The sequence below is a fragment of the Streptomyces sp. NPDC001816 genome (assembly GCF_042892235.1).
In the GTDB taxonomy this organism is placed as follows: Bacteria; Actinomycetota; Actinomycetes; order Streptomycetales; family Streptomycetaceae; genus Streptomyces.
In genome coordinates, this window is the sequence record NZ_JBIATY010000001.1 from 605,997 (window position 1) to 622,586 (window position 16,590).

Consider the following 16,590-nt stretch of genomic DNA (forward strand, 5'->3'; position numbering starts at 1 on the left):
ACGCCCCCCTTTCATGCCATCGGTCCCACGAGCAGCCATTGCCACGACTCCTTTCCGAACACGGTCTGTTCGCCGCCCGTCGAACCGATCTCGACGGGCGTTCCGTCCGGGCCGGTGGAGGTACCGGTCTCCGGGTCGTACGGGGCCACGTACGCGGCCTGGTTCGCACTGCTCGAACCGGCCGAGGCGCCCGGGGCGTTCTGCGCGCCGCGCACCGAGGTCTTGCCGCCGCGGGGTGCCGTGCAGTGCGCGCCGGTGTTCGCCGGGCGCGTACCGGTGTCGGCGGGGTCGCGGCGCTGCGTGCCGTAGCCCCGGGTGCACGCCGGTGGGTCGTCGACGCCCAGGACCAGCCCGAAGTGGGTGGTGCCGTCGCCGGGGACGACGGTGTAGCTGCCGGCGACGTTGAGCGGGAAGGTGACCAGGGCCTGTTCCACGCCGGGCAGCCGCGCCACGGTGACCTGACCGCCGCTGATGAGGTTGGCCAGCAGGACCGGCAGGTGCGGCTGCGTGGACTTCAGCAGGGAGTTGATCTCCTGCGCGGCGGGCGCCGCGTTGCCGATCAGCCGGCGCAGGTCCCCGTCGCTCGACTTCAACTGCGCGGTGAGCGTGGCAAGATCACGGGAGAACGACTTGATCGCCGAGCCCTGGTCGGCCTGCGTCTTGAGCACCTTCCGCGAGTCCTCGATCAGCGAGACCGTCTCCGGGAGCGACTCGGACGCCGACTCGACCAGCTCGTTGCCGGAGTCCACCAGGCGGCTCAGGTCCGGGCCGGTGCCGGCGAAGGCCTTGCCCAACTCGTCGACGGTGGTGCGCAGATCGTCCTTGCCCACGGAGTTGACCAGCCGGTCGAGGCCGAGGACGAGGTCGGTGACCGGCAGCGGGGTCCGGGTGCGGCTGCGCGGAATCGGGCTGCCGTCCATCAGGTACGGGCCGCCCGAGCGCCGGGGCTGCAGGTCGACGTACTGCTCACCCACCGCCGAACGGTTGGCGACCACCGCCAGCGTGTCGGCCGGGATCCGCGGCGCGCCGTCCTCGATCTTCAGCGGCACCGAGACCCCGGAACCGGTCAGCTTCAGCTCGCCCACCCGGCCCACCGGCACCCCGCGGTAGGTGACCTCGGAGCCGGGGAAGACACCTCCGGACTCGGCGAAGTCGGCGTGCACGGTGTACCCGCGGTCGAGGACGTCGTCCACCAGACCGGTGTACTCGGCGCCGACGTACGACACCCCGACGGCGGTGACGGTCGCGAAGGCGAGCAGCTGGGCCCTGACCGTACGTGTGATCACGGCAGTATCCCCTTCAGCATCAGCTCGGCGAGGCCGAGGTCGATCCCCTGCGGGAGGCGGTGCGAGCCGTCCCCGGTGCCGTAGGACGCGGTGCAGACCGGCGGGCACAGCAGGGTGCTGCCGTCCGTGGGCGTCGAGGGCACGGCGGGCACCGACGGGGTGTCCGGCAGGGGCGGGGTGGACGGGAGCGGGGTCGGTGCGGGGACGCTGGGCACAGTCGGCAGGTCCGGGGTGCCGGAGCCGGAGCCGCCGCCCTTCCTGCCCGGCTTGTCGGTGACGTTGCCGTAGACGCCCGCCAGGTCCAGGTCGGCGGTGATCTTCAGGTTGACGTAGTCGCCCTTGATGGCGTCGGCCACGTTGCGCGGGAACGGATAAGTGGTCAGCAACTCAAGGGAGTTGGGAAGGTCGTCGCCCGCCTTGTTCAGCTCTTGCAGGATGGGCCTGAGCGCCTTGAGGTTGGCGACGGTGTCGTCCCGCGAGGCGTTCACGACCCTGGTGCCGGTCCTGCCGAGCCTGGACAGGCCGGTGAGCATCTTCGTCAGGTCGCGGCGCTGGTCGGCGAGGACCTTCAGGGCGGGCGGCAGGGTGTCGACGGCCTCGGCGATGGTCTTCTTCTCCGCCTTCAGCCGCTTGGCCAGCCGGTCCACGCCGCCCAGCGCGCGGACGATCTCCGCCCGCTGGTCGTCGAGACCGCCGAGGAACGTGTCGAGCTGCTTGAGCAAGGATCTGACCCGGTCCTCGCGGCCGTCCAGGGCCCTGTTCAGCTCGACGGTGATCGTCTTGAGCTGGGCCACCCCGCCGCCGCCCAGCAACGCGGACAGGGCGGACAGCACCTCCTCGACGTCCGGGTTGCGGCCGCTGCGGGACAGCGGGATACGGTCGCCGTCGCGGAGCCGGCCGACCGGCGCGGTGCCGGCCGGGGCCGACAGCGCCACGTACTTCTCGCCGAGCATGCTGGTCTGCCGCAGTTCGGCGACCGCGTTGCCAGGAAGCTTCACCGAGTCGGCGATCCGCAGGCGCACGCGCGCGTGCCAGTCGTCCAGCTTCACCTGCTCGACCGCGCCGACGGTGACGTCGCCGACCTTGACCGCCGACTGCGGCACCAGATCCATGACGTCCCGGAACTCGACCGTGACGTGGTAGGCGCGGCCGTCCGCGGCGGCGCCTCCGGGGAGCGGGACGTCGTACCAGCCGTTGAACTCGCAGCCGGTCAGCAGCAGCGAGCCGACCGCCGTCCAGGCGGCCACCCGACCCAAGCGCCGAACTCTCATGCCCGTGCCCCCAGGATTCCGCCGAGGGTCCGGTCGACCGAGCCCGTCGCCGCCGGGGCCGTCGGGACCTTCGGCAGGGAGTCGAAGAGCTTCCTGAGTCCCGCACAGTCGTCGTGGTCGTCCCCGGTCGTCTTCAAAAGAGAGCACAGCAGGGACGCCGGGTCCTGCGGTGTCTGCGCGTTGTTGCGGGTGTCGAGGGTGCCGGCGGCGGGGTTGTAGGCGTTCTGCAGGTTCGACAGACCCGTGGGGGCGACGTCCAACAGCTCCTCCAGTGCGGCCCGTTGGGTGACGAGGACCTTGGTGACCTTGCTGAGGCCCCGCACGTCCGAGGTCAGCGCCTTCTTGTTGTTCTTCACGAAGTCGGACACGTCGCCCAGCGCCGCGCCGAGGTTCTTCAGCGCCGCCGCGAGGTCCCCCCGCTCGCCGGCCAGCTGCGCGGCCACCTCGGCGAGGCTGGTGTCGAACGACCGCACGCTCTTGTCGTCCGCCGCCAGCGCGGCCGTGAACACCTGGAGGTTCCGCACGGTGCCGAACAGGTCACCGCGTCCGTCGGACAGCGTGGTGACCGCCTGCGAGAGGTCCTCGACGGTCTGGTTGAGGTTCTGGCCCTGGCCTTCGAGGTTGTCCGCGCTCACCCCGAGCAGCCGCGACAGCGACCCGTCCTTGTTCGCGCCCTTCGGGCCGAGCGCCTCGGCCGTGGTGTGCAGGCTGTCGAAGATCCGGTCCAGCTCGACGGGGACGGCCGTACGCGACTCGGGGACGACGGCGCCGTCCCGCAGCACCGGGCCCTTCCGGTACACCGGCAGCAGCTGCACATAACGGTCGCTGACCACCGAGGAGTTGACGATGGCGGCCTGTGCGTCCGCCGGAACCCTGCGGCCCCGGTCGTACTCCAGCTCCACCCGCACCCGGCCGCCCTCCGGCGTGATCCGCTTGACCTCGCCGATGCGGACGCCGAGGACGCGGACGTCGGAGCCGGGGTAGATGCCGACGGTACGCGGGAAGTACGCCGTCACGCGGACGGGGTCGGGGTGCGGCCACAGGAGGACGGTGAGTGCGACGGCGACCGCGAGTGCGGTGAACAGCGCCAGGAGTCTGAGCGCCGGGAGTCTGCGGGTCATCGGGTGCCTCCCGTCCGTGGCGTCACCGGGGCGGCGACCAGGTTCTGGACGTACGAGTCGAACCAGCGGCCGTTGCCGAGGGTGTTGGTGAAGAGCCGCACATAGGGCGCGAGCAGCCTGACGCTCCGGTCGAGGCTCGCCTGGTTGCGTTCGAGCATCTTCACGAAGGTGTTGAGGTTCTTGAGCGCCGGCCCGATCTCCTTCCGGTTGTCCTCGACCAGGCCGGAGAGTTCGATGCCCAGCAGGGCGGAGGTCTTGAGCAGCCGGTGGATCGCCGTGCGCCGTTTGCTGATCTCCTTGAACAGTTCGTCGCCGTCCGTCACCAGCGCGGAGAAGTCCTTCGTGCGGCCGGCCAGGACCTTGGTGACTCCGTTCGCGTGGTCGAGGAGGTCACGCAGCGCCTTGTCACGCGAGGCGACCGTCCTGGAGATCCTCGACAGTCCCTTGATCGACGCGCGCACCTCCTCGGGCGAGTCCTGGAAGGTGACGGAGATCGTGTCCAGCGCCTTCGCGAGCCGGTCCGTGTCGACCTCCTCGGTGGTGGTCGTCAGGTCACTGAACGCCTGCACGACGTCGTACGCCGACACCGTCCGCCGCAGCGGGATCTCGCTGCCCGGCTTCAACCGGCCGGGCCCCTGCGGGTGCAGGGCCAGGTACTTCGCGCCGAGGATCGTCCTGACCCGGATCGACGCGCCGGTGTCGGTGCCGAACGCCGGGTCGCCCTTGACCTTGAAGGTCACCTTGACGTGGTCGCCGTCCAGGTCGACGCCCTCGACCTTGCCGACCTTGACCCCGGCGATCCGCACCTCGTCGCCCGGCTTGAGCCCGCCCGCCTCCGAGAAGGCCGCGCTGTACGTCTCGCCGCCGCCGATCAGCGGCAGGTTGTCGGCGTTGAACGCGGCGACGGTCAGCAGCGCGAGGACGGTGAGGCCGACGGCGCCCACGACGACGGGTCTGCGGTCGCGGAACGGCTTCGGACGGGGGCGCTTCAGCCGGATCCGCGGCAGCTTCGGTGGCAGGATGCGGACCTTTACGAGGGGTTCGGGTCGGCGGGGCCTGTGCTTGTCCGGCTTCGGCAGCTTCGGCAGCTTCGGCAGTCTCAGGAGTTTCGGCGGCAGGATGCGGACCTTCACCAGGGGTTCGGGCCGGCGGGACCTGCGCCTGGGCAGCTTCGGCGGCCGCGGCAGCTTCGGCAGCTTCGGCGGCAGGATCCGTACCTTGATCAACGGCTCGGGACGGCGGCGACGGCGCCGCACGATGCGCAGGCTCATCCGCCGCACCTCGCCCGTGCCACGTGCAGCTCCGGAGTGAGTACCTGCTTCGTCTTCGGCAGCACGATCCGGCCGTCGAAGTCGCAGAGGTAGAAGTTGAACCACGAGCCGTAGGACGCCGTCCCGGTCAGCTCGTCGAGCTTGTTCGGCAGCCGCTTCAGCACGCCCTCCACGGTCTTCTCGTTGTCGTTCAGCGTTCCGGTCAGGTCGTTCAGACCCGCGATGTCGTCCTTCAGCGGCGGGCGCGCGTCCGTCAGCAGCCCGGAGGTGGCGTCGGCGAGGGCACCGATGTTCGTCAGGGAGTCCCCGATGGGCCTGCGGTCGGCGGACAGCCCGGAGATCACCCGGCGGAGCTGCTTGAGCAGCCCCGAGAAGCGGGAGCCGCGCTTGTCGAGCGTCGCCAGCACGGTGTTGAGGTTGTCGATCACCGAGCCGATCAGCTCGTCGCGGTCGGCGAGGGTCGTCGTGAGCGACGCCGTGTGTGCGAGGAGACTGTTCACCGTGCCGCCCTCGCCCTGCAGCGTCCTGATGATCTCGGTGGCGAGCTGGTTGACGTCGCCCGGACTGAGCGCGGCGAACAGCGGCTTGAAGCCGTTCAGCAGCGCGTTGAGGTCCAGCGCGGGCCGGGTCCGGGACAGCGGGATGGTCCCGCCCGGCCGCAGCCGGGTCGTGCCGTCGCCCGCGCCCTCGGTCAGCGCGATGTACCGCTGCCCGACCAGGTTCCGGTAGCGGACGACCGCGTGGCTGCTGGTCAGCAGCGGACGGTCGGCAGTGACGGTGAAGGTGACCTCGGCCAGCGTCCGGTCCTTGATCCGGATGCCCTCGACCTCGCCGACCCGCACCCCGGCCACCCGGATGTCATCGCCCTCCTCCAGCCCGGTCACGTCGGTGAACACCGCGTGGTACGTGTCCTTCGGGATGAAGGAGACGTTGACGATGGTCGCGGCGAGCAGGGCCGTCGCCGCGATCGTGACCAGCGCGAAGAGGCTGAACTTGAGCAACGGGGCGGCGGTCTGCCGGGCTCCTGTGGTCCTCATGCGACGCTCACCGCCGTCCCGCGGGCCAGCGGCCCGAACAGCAGGGTCGCGACGGGCGGCACCTCGTCGGCGGGGACGCCCATGACAGGGGCCACGAGCGAGCCGACGGCCCGCTGCTCGGCCTCGGTGGCGGACACATTGGCACCTCCGGGGATCGCGCCGCCCGGACTTCCGGCCGACGTACCGTCGTTGAGATGGGGTTTCGGCCCGGGCACCCGCGGATGGGGCAGCCCTCGGCAGTCCGGCCCCGACCGCTCGCCGTAGCGCGGCTCCTCGCCGGGCCGGTACGCGGCCTGCGGGCGGACGACCTCGAGGGTGATCCGCATCTCGCCGCCCCGGAACGCCTCCTCCGAAGCCTTCTCCTGCCGGACCAGGCCCTCGAACACACAGGGGTACTCGGGGGAGTAGCGGGCGAACAGCTCCAGCGTCGGGCGGGAGACCCGGCCCAGGGTGATCAGCCGGTCGCCGTTCTCGGACAGGAAGTCGTCGGCCGTGCCCGCCACGGAAGCGGTCGAGCGGAGCGCGGCGGCCAGCTGGTCCTCCTTCTCGACGATCGTCCGACTGGTGGTGACCGTGTTGCGCAGGATCCGCAGCAGATCGGGCGCGGCGTCGCCGTACACCTCGGCGACGTCGGCGAAGCGCGCGATGTCCTCCTTCAGGGACGGCAGGTGCGGGTTGAGCCGGCGCAGATAGCCCTCCACCCGGGTCAGGTTGTCGCCGATCCGGTCGCCGCGGCCCTCCAGCGCGGTGGCGAACGCCGAGAGCGTGGCATTGAGTTCGCCCGGCCGGACGGTCCGCAGCAGCGGCAGCAGGTCGTTCATCAGCTGCTGCACCTCGATGCCGACCTTCGTACGGTCCTGGGTGATGACGTCCCCGGCGCGGATGGGCCGAGCCGAGGAGTGCGCAGAGCGGGCGGGTGCCACGAGGTCGACGTACTTCTCGCCGAACAGCGTCTTGGGCAGCAGCCGCGCGTGCACGTCCGCCGGGATGAAACGGACGTACTCCGGCTTGAGCGCGATGCCCAGCGTGGCCTTCGTGCCGTCCGCGTGCACCTCGCGCACCTCTCCGACCAGCAGCCCCCGCAGCTTGACGTCGGCCCGCGGATCGAGCTGGTTGCCGAGGCTGTCGGCCTCCAGGGTGATCCGCACGACGGGCGTGAACGCCTGCTGGTAGACGGCCACGGCGAGCGACAGCAGCAGCGCGAGCACGGCGATGAACGCGATGCCGTACAACCTGAGCCTCAGTACTCTCATCGGCCTCACCCCGCGATCCGTACGGTCGTGTTGGCGCCCCAGATCGCGAGGCTCAGGAAGAAGTCCAGGACGTTGATGGCGACGATCGACGTCCGCACCGCACGCCCCACCGCGACGCCGACCCCCGCCGGACCGCCGCTCGCGTAGTAGCCGTAGTAGCAGTGCACCAGGATGATCAGGACGGCGAAGACGATCACCTTGCCGAAGGACCACAGCACGTCGACGGGCGGCAGGTACTGCTGGAAGTAGTGGTCGTACGTGCCCGTGGACTGCCCGTAGTAGCCGGTGGTGATGGTGCGGGCGGCCAGGTACGACGACAGCAGCCCGATGACGTACAGCGGGATCACCGCGACGAAACCGGCGATCATCCGCGTCGTCACCAGGAACGGCAGCGAGGGCACGCCCATCACCTCCAGCGCGTCGGTCTCCTCGCTGATCCGCATCGCGCCGAGCTGCGCGGTGAAGCCGGCTCCGACGGTCGCGGACAGGGCGAGACCGGCCACCAGCGGGGCGATCTCCCGGGTGTTGAAGTACGCGGACAGGAACGCCACGAAGTTGGAGGTGCCGAGCTGGTTGAGGGCCGCATAGCCCTGGAGGCCGACCTCGGTGCCGGTGAAGAAGGACAGGAAGGCGATGACGCCGACCGTGCCGCCGACGACGGCCAGCGCACCGCGTCCGAAGCTGACCTCGGCCAGCAGCCGCAGGATCTCCTTCTTGTAGCGGCGCAGAGTGCGGCCCGTCCACGCCAACGAGCGACCGTAGAAGGAGAGTTGGGTGCCCAGCTCTTCGAGGGAGCGCAGCGGGCGTCCGAGGAGTCTGTGTGGTCGCATCGGCTAACCCCTCTGCGGGACGACCTGGAAGTACACCGCGGTCATCACGAAGTTCGTCACGAACAGCAACATGAAGGTGATCACCACGGACTGGTTGACCGCGTCGCCCACGCCCTTGGGGCCGCCCTTCGCGGTCAGCCCCTTGTACGAGGCGACGATCGCCGCGATGGCTCCGAACACCAGCGCCTTGATCTCGGCGGCCCACAGGTCGGACAGCTGGGCGAGGGTCGTGAAGGACGCCAGGTACGCGCCGGGCGTGCCGTTCTGGAGGACGACGTTGAAGAAGTAGCCGCCCGCGACGCCGACCACCGACACCAGCCCGTTCAGCAGCACGGCGACGACCATCGAGGCCAGCACGCGGGGCACGACGAGCCGGTGGATCGGGTCGATGCCGAGCACCTGCATCGCGTCGATCTCGTCCCGGATCCTGCGCGCCCCGAGGTCCGCGCAGATCGCCGTGCCGCCCGCGCCCGCGATCAGCAGCGCGGTGACGATCGGCGACGCCTCGCGCAGTACGGCGAGTACCGAGGCGGCACCCGAGAAGGACTGCGCTCCCAACTGCCGGGTGAGGCTGCCGATCTGGAGGGCGATCACCGCTCCGAAGGGGATCGAGACGAGCGCCGTCGGCAGGATCGTGACGCTCGCGACGAACCACGCCTGCTGGATGAACTCCCTTGCCTGGAAGGGACGTCGGGGGAGGGCCCGGACCACGTCCAGCGCCATCGCGAACAGGAGGCCCGAGTGCCGTAGCGCTCCGGTCGGCGAGAGTCTCATGCGCCCGCCACCTCCTTGCCGTGCAGCTCGGCCTCCCGTCTCGCGATCGCCTGCCAGCGGGGCGGGCGGACGATGCCCGGACTCGGCAGCAGGCGGGGCGTGAGCACCTTGCCCCCGCCGCCCTCGTCGAGCTGCGCCAGCTCCTGCTCGACCTGCGCCGCGTCCTTCTCCTCCGCCATGCCGATCGGCCCCTGCATCCGGCCGTTCAGGAACTGCCGTACGACGGGCTCGTCGCTGGTCAGCAGCTCCTCGCGGGGCCCGAACAGCACCAGCTCACGGCGGAACAGCAGCCCGATGTTGTCCGGGACCTGGCGGGCCGAGGCGATGTCGTGCGTGACGATCAGGAAGGTCGCGTCGATCTGCGCGTTGAGGTCGACGATGAGCTGGTTGAGGTAGGCCACGCGCACCGGGTCGAGGCCCGAGTCCGGCTCGTCGAAGAGGATGATCTCCGGGTCCAGCACCAGGGCGCGGGCCAGCCCGGCCCGCTTGCGCATGCCGCCGGAGATCTCGCCGGGCAGCTTCCCCTCGGCACCGATCAGCCCGACCATGTCCATCTTCTCCAGCACGATCCGCCGGATCTCGCTCTCGGACCTGCGGGTGTGCTCGCGCAGCGGGAAGGCGATGTTGTCGTACAGGGTCATCGAGCCGAACAGCGCGCCGTCCTGGAACAGCACGCCGAACAACTTCCGCACCTCGTAGAGGTCGTGCTCACGCAGCTCGGTGATGTCCCGGCCCGCGACCTTGACCGACCCGCGCTCCGGCCTGAGGAGCCCGACGAGCGTCTTGAGGAACACCGACTTGCCCGTCCCCGAGGGGCCGAGCAGCACCGACACCTCGCCGGCGGGCAGCGTCAGCGACACGTCCTGCCAGATGACCTGGTGGCCGAAGGACTTGGTCAGCCCTTCCACACAGATCTCGACACCCATCCGGTCCCACCCTTCGCCCGTGGAGCAGCTCCGACATCTGCTCTACGGGGAGGGGCGGGGCGTCCGTCGCGGCGGAGGCAAGATTTTTTTCGGACGCGTTGACGGGGGGTTACGGCAGCTTGGCTAGGGCAGCTTCGGCAGCTTCAGGGATGGCGTGGGTACGGCGACGGGAACGGACGGCACGGCGGGTGCACCCGTGACCGAAGGGAGCTTCACCGAGGGGAGGGCCGGCACCGACGGCACCGCGGACTCCACCGGCAGGTCCGGAAGCGGAGGCGGCGAGACCTTGGGCAGAGGGGGCACGGAGAGCGGTTCGGCAGATCCGCCGGCCGGCCGCTGAGTGGCCACCCGGCTCGGAGCCGCCGTCGCCGACGGCCTGCGCGGCTCCGGAGCACCCCCCTGCCCGGTGCTGTCCGTCCGGAGCACGTGCGCGCCGCTGGACACACCCGGCCGTGGAGCCGGGGCGTGAGCGCCACCGCCTGCGTCGAGCGCGTACGGCAGCACGAACCCCGCCACCGCCAGGGTCGCCGCCGTCGAGGTGACCGCCACGGCCTGCGCCTTTCCCGCCCCGCGCGGCCGCCCGCGCCCGAGCAGGAGCAGCACGAGCCCGAGCGTCCCGGCCAGCGAGGCCCGCAGTGTCCGCCGGGCCCGGGCCAGCAGGGACTCGACCGTCCGATAGCTGAGCCCCATCCGCACGGCGACCTGGCCCACGTCCAGATCCTCGGACTTCAGCCGCAGCGCCTCCGCCTGCCGGGCGGGCAGCTCTCCGCTGCGGACGGCCACCCACTTCGCCTCGGCGCGGTCGCACACCGCCTCCTCGACCGGCACCGGGCCCGGCGCGTGCAGCGTGGGGCTGCTGCGTACCTCGGCCTCCCGGTTGACCTGCCGGTGCCGGTCGACGCACAGCCGCATCGTCACCGTGGTCAGCCAGGCGCCGAGGCGCTCGTCGTCGAGGTCCGGGCGCTCCGCCGCGCGCAGCATCGCCTCATGCACGGCGTCCTCGGCGTCCTCCAGGCTCATCGACCGGCGCCGGGCCACCTTGAGCAACTGCTCACGGTGGCTCCACATGCGCTGCCAACGCTCGTCGGCGGCCTGTGTGTCCGCAGGCATGTCCGTCGCCATGAGGGCCCCTTTGCGCTCACCCGCCGGTCCGTGCTTCCGGCGGGTGGCGACATTACCGCCGAGTATCGGCGGTTGTGGAGGGGCGGAGGCTCATCGTGTTCCAGCCGTTGCAGGTCAGCGGGCCGGGTCGGGCAGCACGCCGCCGCCGGGCAGGGTGAGGGTCGGTGCGGGGACAGGGATCAGCGGCCCCTCCGTCTCCTTCGGGGCCTCGGCCGTCGGCGACGGGCTGGGGGAGGGCGAGGCGGGCGGGGCGGACGGCGCGCGGGACGGGGCGCCCGTGCCGGGCTCGCGGTCCGACGGCTTCGGCGCGGGCTTCGGGGTGCTCGGGTGGGACGGCTCCGGCCGGCGCCGGGCCTCGGCCGGCCGGTCCGGCACCACCCGGTGTCCGGTCAGGTAGTACGCGTACCAGGCCCTGACCGTGCGCAGATAGGCCTCCGACCGGTTGTAGCCGAGGATCGCCCGGTCCAGGTCGGCGGGGTTCGAGAGGTCCCGGCCGCCCGCGCAGAGGTAGCGCCCGGCGGCGAGCGCCGCGTCGTAGACGTTGTCCGGGTCCGCTCGCCCGTCGCCGTTGCCGTCCGCGCCCCAGTGGGCCCAGGTCGACGGGATGAACTGCATCGGGCCGACCGCGCGGTCGTACACCGCGTCCCCGTCGTGGGCGCCGCCGTCGGTGTCCCGTACGACGGCGTAGGCGCCGCCGGTCAGCCGGGGCCCGAGGATCGGCGTCACGGTCGTACCGTCCGGGGTCACCCGGCCGCCCCGCGCCTGCCCGGACTCCACCTGGCCGATCGCGGCCAGCAGCTGCCAGCGCAGCCGGCAGCCGGGAGCGGTGCGAGCCAGCTCCGACTCGGCGCGCCGGTACGCGGCGAACACGGTCGCGGGCAGGGCCCCGCCCGGCACCCCCGGCGTCGAGCGGGGCCTCGGTGCACCGGTCCGCAGCGGCGGGAGATCGGTGCGGTATGGGGTGTCACCGGACACGCTCGGCCCGTGTTCCGTGGCTGCCGGCTTCCGCACGGGCTCCGAGGCCCGCGCCGGCACCGCCCCCGGCGCCTGGGACGCGGTCAGCGCGGCCATGGCCGCCGCCGCGATCGCCGTACCCCTGGCACCCCTGGCACCTCTGAACCTGCCTGTCCCGAATGTGCGCACCTCGTGGCCCCTCCCTGTACGGATCCGTCCCCTGCTCTACGCGGGCGGGCGGTCCGTCCGTCGCGGGAAGGCCGCAGAAAGCTGCAGAAGGTCGCAGAAGTCCGCAGAAGGTCGCGGGAAAGCCGGACCTTCTCGGGAGGCCGGGCCGGCATGCACGTCCGTTAAGGTCTCCCCAAGCGGCCGGGGCGGTCCGACCCCCGTCGCCGCGGACCTGGCGGAACGCGCGGGTCGGAGCAGATGCCATGGGGGCACAGTGCGACTGAGAGTGGAGTTCACGACCGAGCCCTTCGACCTGGACGAGGCGCCCGCGCACGCGCTGGCGGCCCGCGAGGTGATCGAGGCGGCGGAGCTGGACGCGGTGGACGTCGGCCCGTTCGGCAACACGGCGGAGGGCGGCGCCGACGCGGTGCTGACCGCCGTGGACGCGCTGCTGCGCAAGACCCTGGAAGCCGGTGCCACCCGGATCTCGCTGCAGGTCAACGTGGTCGGAGCGGGCGAATGACCGGCAACGGGGACGAGGACTTCATCGGGGCCGTGAAGCCGCTGGTCGACGCCATGGGCGGGGAGATGCTCCCGCCCGACGAGGCGAGCCCCGAGGACGTCGTCCTCGCCTGGCAGGGCGTCGACGTCGTCGCCGTACGCCTGCCCCAGCTCGCCGACTCCCTCGACCACATCCTCGCCGCCATGGAGCGCAAGCAGGGCAGGCCCCTGGCCGACCTGGACCGCAAGGCCAAGCAGGAGGTCGTACGGATACTGGAGGCGCGCGGCGCCTTTGCCGTGCGGCACGGCGTGGAGACCGTGGCGAGCGCGCTGGGCGTCAGCCGCTTCACGGTTTACAACTACCTCAACCGGGAGAAGGGCGCCTGACGACCCCCGGGTGCCCCGCGTGCTTGTTACGCGGAATTTTCAACAAAGTGTTGACGTCGTGTTTCGGAGGGCGTTAGCTGTTCGCAGCCCGATCAGCACGAAGGCCGTTTCCGGCCACGGAGGCTCCCGTGACTACGACTTCCACGCCCCCGGGCCTGGCCCGGTTCAACGTCCTGGAGGAGCACGAGGCCCTCGCCGCCCTCCACGAGGCGTGCGCCTCCACCGAGTGGGGCCGGCGGCTGCTCGCCGCCCGCCCGTACGCCGCCGCCGACGACCTCTACGCCGCGAGCGACGCCGCCATGGCCGAGCTGAGCACCGCGGACCTGGAAGAGGCCATGGCCGGCCACCCGCCGATCGGCCGGCCCAAGCCCGGCGACCCGACCTCCGCGCGTGAGCAGCGCGGCATGGCCGGCGCGACCGAGGAACTCAAGGCGGAGATGCTCGAACTGAACCTGGCCTACCAGGACAGGTTCGGCCACGTCTTCCTGATCTGCGCCACCGGCCGTACCGGCGAGCAGATGCGGGACGCGGTCAAGGAGCGGATCGGCAACTCGCCGGAGCAGGAGCGGGAGATCGTCCGCACCGAGCTGGGCAAGATCAACCGCATCCGACTGGCCCGACTCGTCGAAGAGGACGCCTGAGACCATGAGCACCAGCACCACCGCCTCCGTGTCCACGCACATCCTGGACACCTCGATCGGCCGCCCCGCCGAGGGCGTCGCCATCCAGCTCAGCGCCCGTAGCGGCAGTGAAGCGGACTGGCAGGCGCTCGGCGGCTCGGCGACCGACGCCGACGGCCGGTGCAAAGACCTGCCGGCCCTGCCGGAAGGAACCACACACGTACGGCTCGACTTCGCCGTCGAGCCGTACTTCGAGAAGAAGCAAGCCGCGGCCCAGCAGGACGCCCCCGCGCTTCGGGACAGCGAGAACGGCCGGCCGGTGTTCTTTCCCGAGGTCACCATCGCCTTCGCGGTGGTGCCCGGCGAGCACTACCACGTTCCGCTGCTGCTCAACCCGTTCGGCTACTCCGTTTACCGAGGGAGCTGACCGACAACATGACCCGTTTCGTCCTGGGACAGAACCAGTACGGCAAGTCCGAGAACCGCGTCGTCAAGATCACGCGTGACGGCGACACGCACCACATCAAGGACCTGAACGTCTCCATCGCCCTGTCCGGCGACATGGAGGAGGTCCACCGCAGCGGTTCCAACGCCAACGTCCTGCCGACCGACACCACCAAGAACACGGTGTACGCCTTCGCGAAGGAGTACGGCATCCAGAGCGCCGAGGACTTCGGCGTCCGGCTCGCCCGCCACTTCGTCGACGACAACGAGCCCATCCACCGGGCCCGCATCCGCATCGAGGAGTACGCCTGGGAGCGGATCGAGACCTCGCAGTCCGGCGCCCGCTTCGTCGGCGCGGACGAGGTCGCACACTCCTTCGTCCGCAAGGGCCAGGAGACCCGCGTCGCGCAGATCACCTACGACGGCCACGGCATCCAGGTGCTCTCCGGGTTCAAGGACCTGACCGTCATGAACTCGACCAACTCCGAGTTCTGGGGCTTCCTGAAGGACAAGTACACCACCCTCCAGGAGGACCACGACCGCATCCTCGCCACCACCGTCGCCACCTGGTGGCGGCACAACTGGGACGGTGTCGACTCGCACGCCCCGGACTGGGACCGCTCGTACAACGGGGTGCGCAAGCACGCGTTGCAGGCGTTCGCCGAGACCTACTCGTACTCGCTCCAGCAGACCCTCTTCGAGATGGGTGTGCGGGTGCTGAACACCCGCGACGAGATCGACGAGATCCGCTTCTCGATGCCCAACAAGCACCACTTCCGCTCGGACCTGTCGCCCTTCGGGATCGACAACGAGGCCAAGGACGGCGCCGTCTACTACGCCGCCGACCGCCCCTACGGCCTGATCGAGGCCACCATCCTGCGCGACGGTGCTGAGCAGCTCATCCCGGTCGACATGACCAACCTCTGACACATCCCACTTTTTTCGGCACCCGTGACCGGGGGGCGCCTCCCCGGTCACGGCACTCAAAACTCCTAGGGTCCTGCCGTGCCCTTCCCCTTCAGTCCGCTGAGCGAAAAGGACGAATCATGGCAGCAGCCCAGCGCATCGTCATCGAGAACTGTTCGATCGCGACCGTCGACGCCGCCGACACCGAGTACGCCTCCGGGTACGTGGTCATCGCCGGCAACCGCATCGAGGCGGTCGGCGCGGGCAAGGCCCCCGAGGGCCTGGAGAACGTCGTACGCCGTATCGACGCCACCGGGCATCTCGTGACCCCCGGCCTGATCAACACCCACCACCACTTCTACCAGTGGATCACCCGGGGCCTGGCCACGGACCACAACCTCTTCAACTGGCTGGTCGCGCTCTACCCCACCTGGGCGCGCATCGACGAGCCGATGGCGTACGCGGCGGCCCAGGGCTCGCTCGCGATGATGGCCCGCGGCGGCGTCACCACCGCCATGGACCACCACTACGTCTACCCGCAGGGCTCCGGCGACCTGTCGGGCGCGATCATCCGCGCCGCCCGCGAGATGGGCGTCCGCTTCACCCTGGCCCGCGGCTCCATGGACCGCAGCGAGAAGGACGGCGGCCTGCCCCCGGACTTCGCCGTCGAGACCCTCGAAGGCGCCCTCAGCGCGACCGAGGCGACCGTCAAGGAGCACCACGACGCCTCCTTCGACGCCATGACCCAGGTGGCCGTGGCCCCCTGCTCGCCGTTCTCCGTCTCCACCGAACTCCTGCGTGAAGGCGCCGAGCTGGCCCGCCGCCTCGGGGTGCGCCTGCACACCCATGGCTCGGAGACGGTCGAGGAGGAGAAGTTCTGCCACGAGCTGTTCGGCATGGGCCCGACCGACTACTTCGAGTCCACCGGCTGGCTCGGCGAGGACGTGTGGATGGCGCACTGCGTCCACATGAACGACTCCGACATCACCGCCTTCGCCCGCACCAGGACGGGTGTCGCGCACTGCCCGTCCTCCAACGCCCGCCTCGCGGCCGGCATCGCCCGGGTCCCCGACATGCTGAAGGCGGGCGTCCCGGTCGGCCTCGGCGTCGACGGCACCGCCTCCAACGAGTCCGGTGAACTCCACACCGAACTGCGCAACGCCCTGCTGATCAACCGCCTCGGCAGCCACCGCGAGGCCGCGCTCAACGCCCGCCAGGCGCTGCGTCTCGGCACCTACGGCGGCGCCCAGGTGCTCGGCCGTGCGGCCGAGACCGGCTCGCTGGAGGCCGGCAAGCTGGCCGACCTGGTGCTGTGGAAGCTGGACACCCTCGCCCACGCCTCCATCGCCGACCCGGTGACCGCGCTGGTGTTCGGAGCGGCGGCCCCGGTCACCGCCTCCTTCGTGAACGGACGTCAGATCGTCGAGGACGGCCGCCTGCTGACCGTCGACGAGGACGCCATCGCCCGCTCCACGCGGGACGAGGCCCAGCGCCTGGCGCGGATCGCCGCCCAGAGCTGAGCCACCGCCGGACTCCGGCCGGGAGGGACGGCTCCCGGCCGGCAGCCGTGGACCCGAGCGGGGTCCATGGCGGCCGTCTCCGGGGCGCGCGTTCACGCGCGCGCCCCGGAACGGTCACCGTCCCCAAGCCCTCGAAGGGCCTTCGGTCCCGCACGACCGCCGCGCACCACCTCCTTGAAACCCACGTCAGAGCCGACGT

Annotated in this window: 17 protein-coding genes; 6 read left to right on the top strand and 11 right to left on the bottom strand. The window is 71.0% G+C overall.

Going from position 1 to position 16,590, the window contains the following annotated elements; all coding sequences use genetic code 11:
- Positions 1-11: 11 nt before the first annotated feature.
- The 11 genes from ACFYZZ_RS02725 to ACFYZZ_RS02775 all read right to left on the bottom strand — a co-directional run bounded on the left by ACFYZZ_RS02725 (position 12) and on the right by ACFYZZ_RS02775 (position 11,962).
- Positions 12-1,286 (bottom strand): MCE family protein, encoded by a 1,275-nt coding sequence (locus tag ACFYZZ_RS02725; protein ID WP_389170614.1) that lies wholly within the window; start codon positions 1,284-1,286, stop codon positions 12-14.
- The gene (locus ACFYZZ_RS02730; protein WP_389170617.1) at positions 1,283-2,557 is read right to left on the bottom strand and encodes an MCE family protein; all 1,275 of its coding nucleotides are present in this window, start codon (positions 2,555-2,557) and stop codon (positions 1,283-1,285) included. Before ACFYZZ_RS02730 ends, ACFYZZ_RS02725 begins: the two co-directional genes overlap by 4 nt.
- Positions 2,554-3,678 (bottom strand): MCE family protein, encoded by a 1,125-nt coding sequence (locus ACFYZZ_RS02735; RefSeq protein ID WP_389170619.1) that lies wholly within the window; start codon positions 3,676-3,678, stop codon positions 2,554-2,556. The genes ACFYZZ_RS02730 and ACFYZZ_RS02735 overlap by 4 nt, the downstream gene beginning before the upstream one ends.
- Positions 3,675-4,676, bottom strand: a complete 1,002-nt coding sequence (locus ACFYZZ_RS02740; RefSeq protein ID WP_389171978.1) for an MCE family protein — start codon at positions 4,674-4,676, stop codon at positions 3,675-3,677. Before ACFYZZ_RS02740 ends, ACFYZZ_RS02735 begins: the two co-directional genes overlap by 4 nt.
- Positions 4,677-4,945: 269 nt before the next feature.
- Positions 4,946-5,986: an MCE family protein gene (locus ACFYZZ_RS02745; RefSeq protein ID WP_389170621.1), complete on the bottom strand. Its 1,041-nt coding sequence runs from the start codon at positions 5,984-5,986 to the stop codon at positions 4,946-4,948.
- A complete protein-coding gene (locus ACFYZZ_RS02750) occupies positions 5,983-7,239 on the bottom strand; it encodes an MCE family protein (protein WP_389170624.1) in 1,257 nt (418 codons plus the stop codon). Before ACFYZZ_RS02750 ends, ACFYZZ_RS02745 begins: the two co-directional genes overlap by 4 nt.
- A gap of 5 nt (positions 7,240-7,244) precedes the next feature.
- The gene (locus ACFYZZ_RS02755; protein ID WP_386576312.1) at positions 7,245-8,069 is read right to left on the bottom strand and encodes an MlaE family ABC transporter permease; all 825 of its coding nucleotides are present in this window, start codon (positions 8,067-8,069) and stop codon (positions 7,245-7,247) included.
- Between the two features lie 3 nt (positions 8,070-8,072).
- Complete coding sequence (locus tag ACFYZZ_RS02760) at positions 8,073-8,843, bottom strand: MlaE family ABC transporter permease (RefSeq protein ID WP_389170627.1); 771 nt, start codon at positions 8,841-8,843, stop codon at positions 8,073-8,075.
- On the bottom strand, positions 8,840-9,769 hold the full coding sequence (locus tag ACFYZZ_RS02765) for an ABC transporter ATP-binding protein (protein ID WP_389170630.1): 930 nt from the start codon (positions 9,767-9,769) through the stop codon (positions 8,840-8,842). The genes ACFYZZ_RS02760 and ACFYZZ_RS02765 overlap by 4 nt, the downstream gene beginning before the upstream one ends.
- A 123-nt stretch (positions 9,770-9,892) precedes the next feature.
- Positions 9,893-10,891, bottom strand: a complete 999-nt coding sequence (locus ACFYZZ_RS02770; RefSeq protein WP_389170632.1) for an RNA polymerase sigma factor — start codon at positions 10,889-10,891, stop codon at positions 9,893-9,895.
- A 114-nt stretch (positions 10,892-11,005) separates the two neighbouring features.
- A complete protein-coding gene (locus ACFYZZ_RS02775) occupies positions 11,006-11,962 on the bottom strand; it encodes a lytic transglycosylase domain-containing protein (RefSeq protein WP_389170635.1) in 957 nt (318 codons plus the stop codon).
- Positions 11,963-12,287: 325 nt separating this feature from the next.
- On the opposite strand from ACFYZZ_RS02775, the gene ACFYZZ_RS02780 reads away from it, so the two are divergent.
- The 6 genes from ACFYZZ_RS02780 to ACFYZZ_RS02805 all read left to right on the top strand — a co-directional run bounded on the left by ACFYZZ_RS02780 (position 12,288) and on the right by ACFYZZ_RS02805 (position 16,391).
- Complete coding sequence (locus tag ACFYZZ_RS02780; RefSeq protein WP_386576306.1) at positions 12,288-12,536, top strand: hypothetical protein; 249 nt, start codon at positions 12,288-12,290, stop codon at positions 12,534-12,536.
- Complete coding sequence (locus tag ACFYZZ_RS02785; protein ID WP_389170638.1) at positions 12,533-12,901, top strand: helix-turn-helix domain-containing protein; 369 nt, start codon at positions 12,533-12,535, stop codon at positions 12,899-12,901. Before ACFYZZ_RS02780 ends, ACFYZZ_RS02785 begins: the two co-directional genes overlap by 4 nt.
- Positions 12,902-13,029: 128 nt before the next feature.
- Positions 13,030-13,542 carry a 2-oxo-4-hydroxy-4-carboxy-5-ureidoimidazoline decarboxylase gene (gene uraD, locus ACFYZZ_RS02790; RefSeq protein ID WP_389170641.1) on the top strand — a complete coding sequence of 171 codons (513 nt, stop codon included), beginning with the start codon at positions 13,030-13,032 and terminating at the stop codon, positions 13,540-13,542.
- 4 nt (positions 13,543-13,546) lie between these two features.
- Positions 13,547-13,948, top strand: coding sequence for a hydroxyisourate hydrolase (gene uraH, locus ACFYZZ_RS02795; protein ID WP_386576302.1), 402 nt, complete (start codon positions 13,547-13,549; stop codon positions 13,946-13,948).
- Positions 13,949-13,956: 8 nt separating this feature from the next.
- Entirely contained in the window at positions 13,957-14,892 is a 936-nt protein-coding gene (gene pucL, locus ACFYZZ_RS02800) for a factor-independent urate hydroxylase (protein ID WP_389170644.1), read from the top strand.
- A 119-nt stretch (positions 14,893-15,011) separates the two neighbouring features.
- Positions 15,012-16,391 carry an 8-oxoguanine deaminase gene (locus ACFYZZ_RS02805; RefSeq protein WP_389170647.1) on the top strand — a complete coding sequence of 460 codons (1,380 nt, stop codon included), beginning with the start codon at positions 15,012-15,014 and terminating at the stop codon, positions 16,389-16,391.
- Positions 16,392-16,590: the final 199 nt, after the last annotated feature.

Excerpts from the sequence above, each read along its gene's own strand:
- ACFYZZ_RS02755 (WP_386576312.1), bottom strand. The coding sequence starts at position 8,069 with ATGCGACCACACAGACTCCTCGGACGCCCGCTGCGCTCCCTCGAAGAG.
- ACFYZZ_RS02745 (WP_389170621.1), bottom strand. The coding sequence starts at position 5,986 with ATGAGGACCACAGGAGCCCGGCAGACCGCCGCCCCGTTGCTCAAGTTC.
- ACFYZZ_RS02730 (WP_389170617.1), bottom strand. The coding sequence starts at position 2,557 with ATGAGAGTTCGGCGCTTGGGTCGGGTGGCCGCCTGGACGGCGGTCGGC.
- ACFYZZ_RS02785 (WP_389170638.1), top strand. The coding sequence starts at position 12,533 with ATGACCGGCAACGGGGACGAGGACTTCATCGGGGCCGTGAAGCCGCTG.
- ACFYZZ_RS02775 (WP_389170635.1), bottom strand. The coding sequence starts at position 11,962 with ATGGCCGCGCTGACCGCGTCCCAGGCGCCGGGGGCGGTGCCGGCGCGG.
- ACFYZZ_RS02750 (WP_389170624.1), bottom strand. The coding sequence starts at position 7,239 with ATGAGAGTACTGAGGCTCAGGTTGTACGGCATCGCGTTCATCGCCGTG.
- pucL (WP_389170644.1), top strand. The coding sequence starts at position 13,957 with ATGACCCGTTTCGTCCTGGGACAGAACCAGTACGGCAAGTCCGAGAAC.
- ACFYZZ_RS02765 (WP_389170630.1), bottom strand. The coding sequence starts at position 9,769 with ATGGGTGTCGAGATCTGTGTGGAAGGGCTGACCAAGTCCTTCGGCCAC.
- uraH (WP_386576302.1), top strand. The coding sequence starts at position 13,547 with ATGAGCACCAGCACCACCGCCTCCGTGTCCACGCACATCCTGGACACC.
- ACFYZZ_RS02805 (WP_389170647.1), top strand. The coding sequence starts at position 15,012 with ATGGCAGCAGCCCAGCGCATCGTCATCGAGAACTGTTCGATCGCGACC.
- ACFYZZ_RS02760 (WP_389170627.1), bottom strand. The coding sequence starts at position 8,843 with ATGAGACTCTCGCCGACCGGAGCGCTACGGCACTCGGGCCTCCTGTTC.
- ACFYZZ_RS02770 (WP_389170632.1), bottom strand. The coding sequence starts at position 10,891 with ATGGCGACGGACATGCCTGCGGACACACAGGCCGCCGACGAGCGTTGG.
- ACFYZZ_RS02735 (WP_389170619.1), bottom strand. The coding sequence starts at position 3,678 with ATGACCCGCAGACTCCCGGCGCTCAGACTCCTGGCGCTGTTCACCGCA.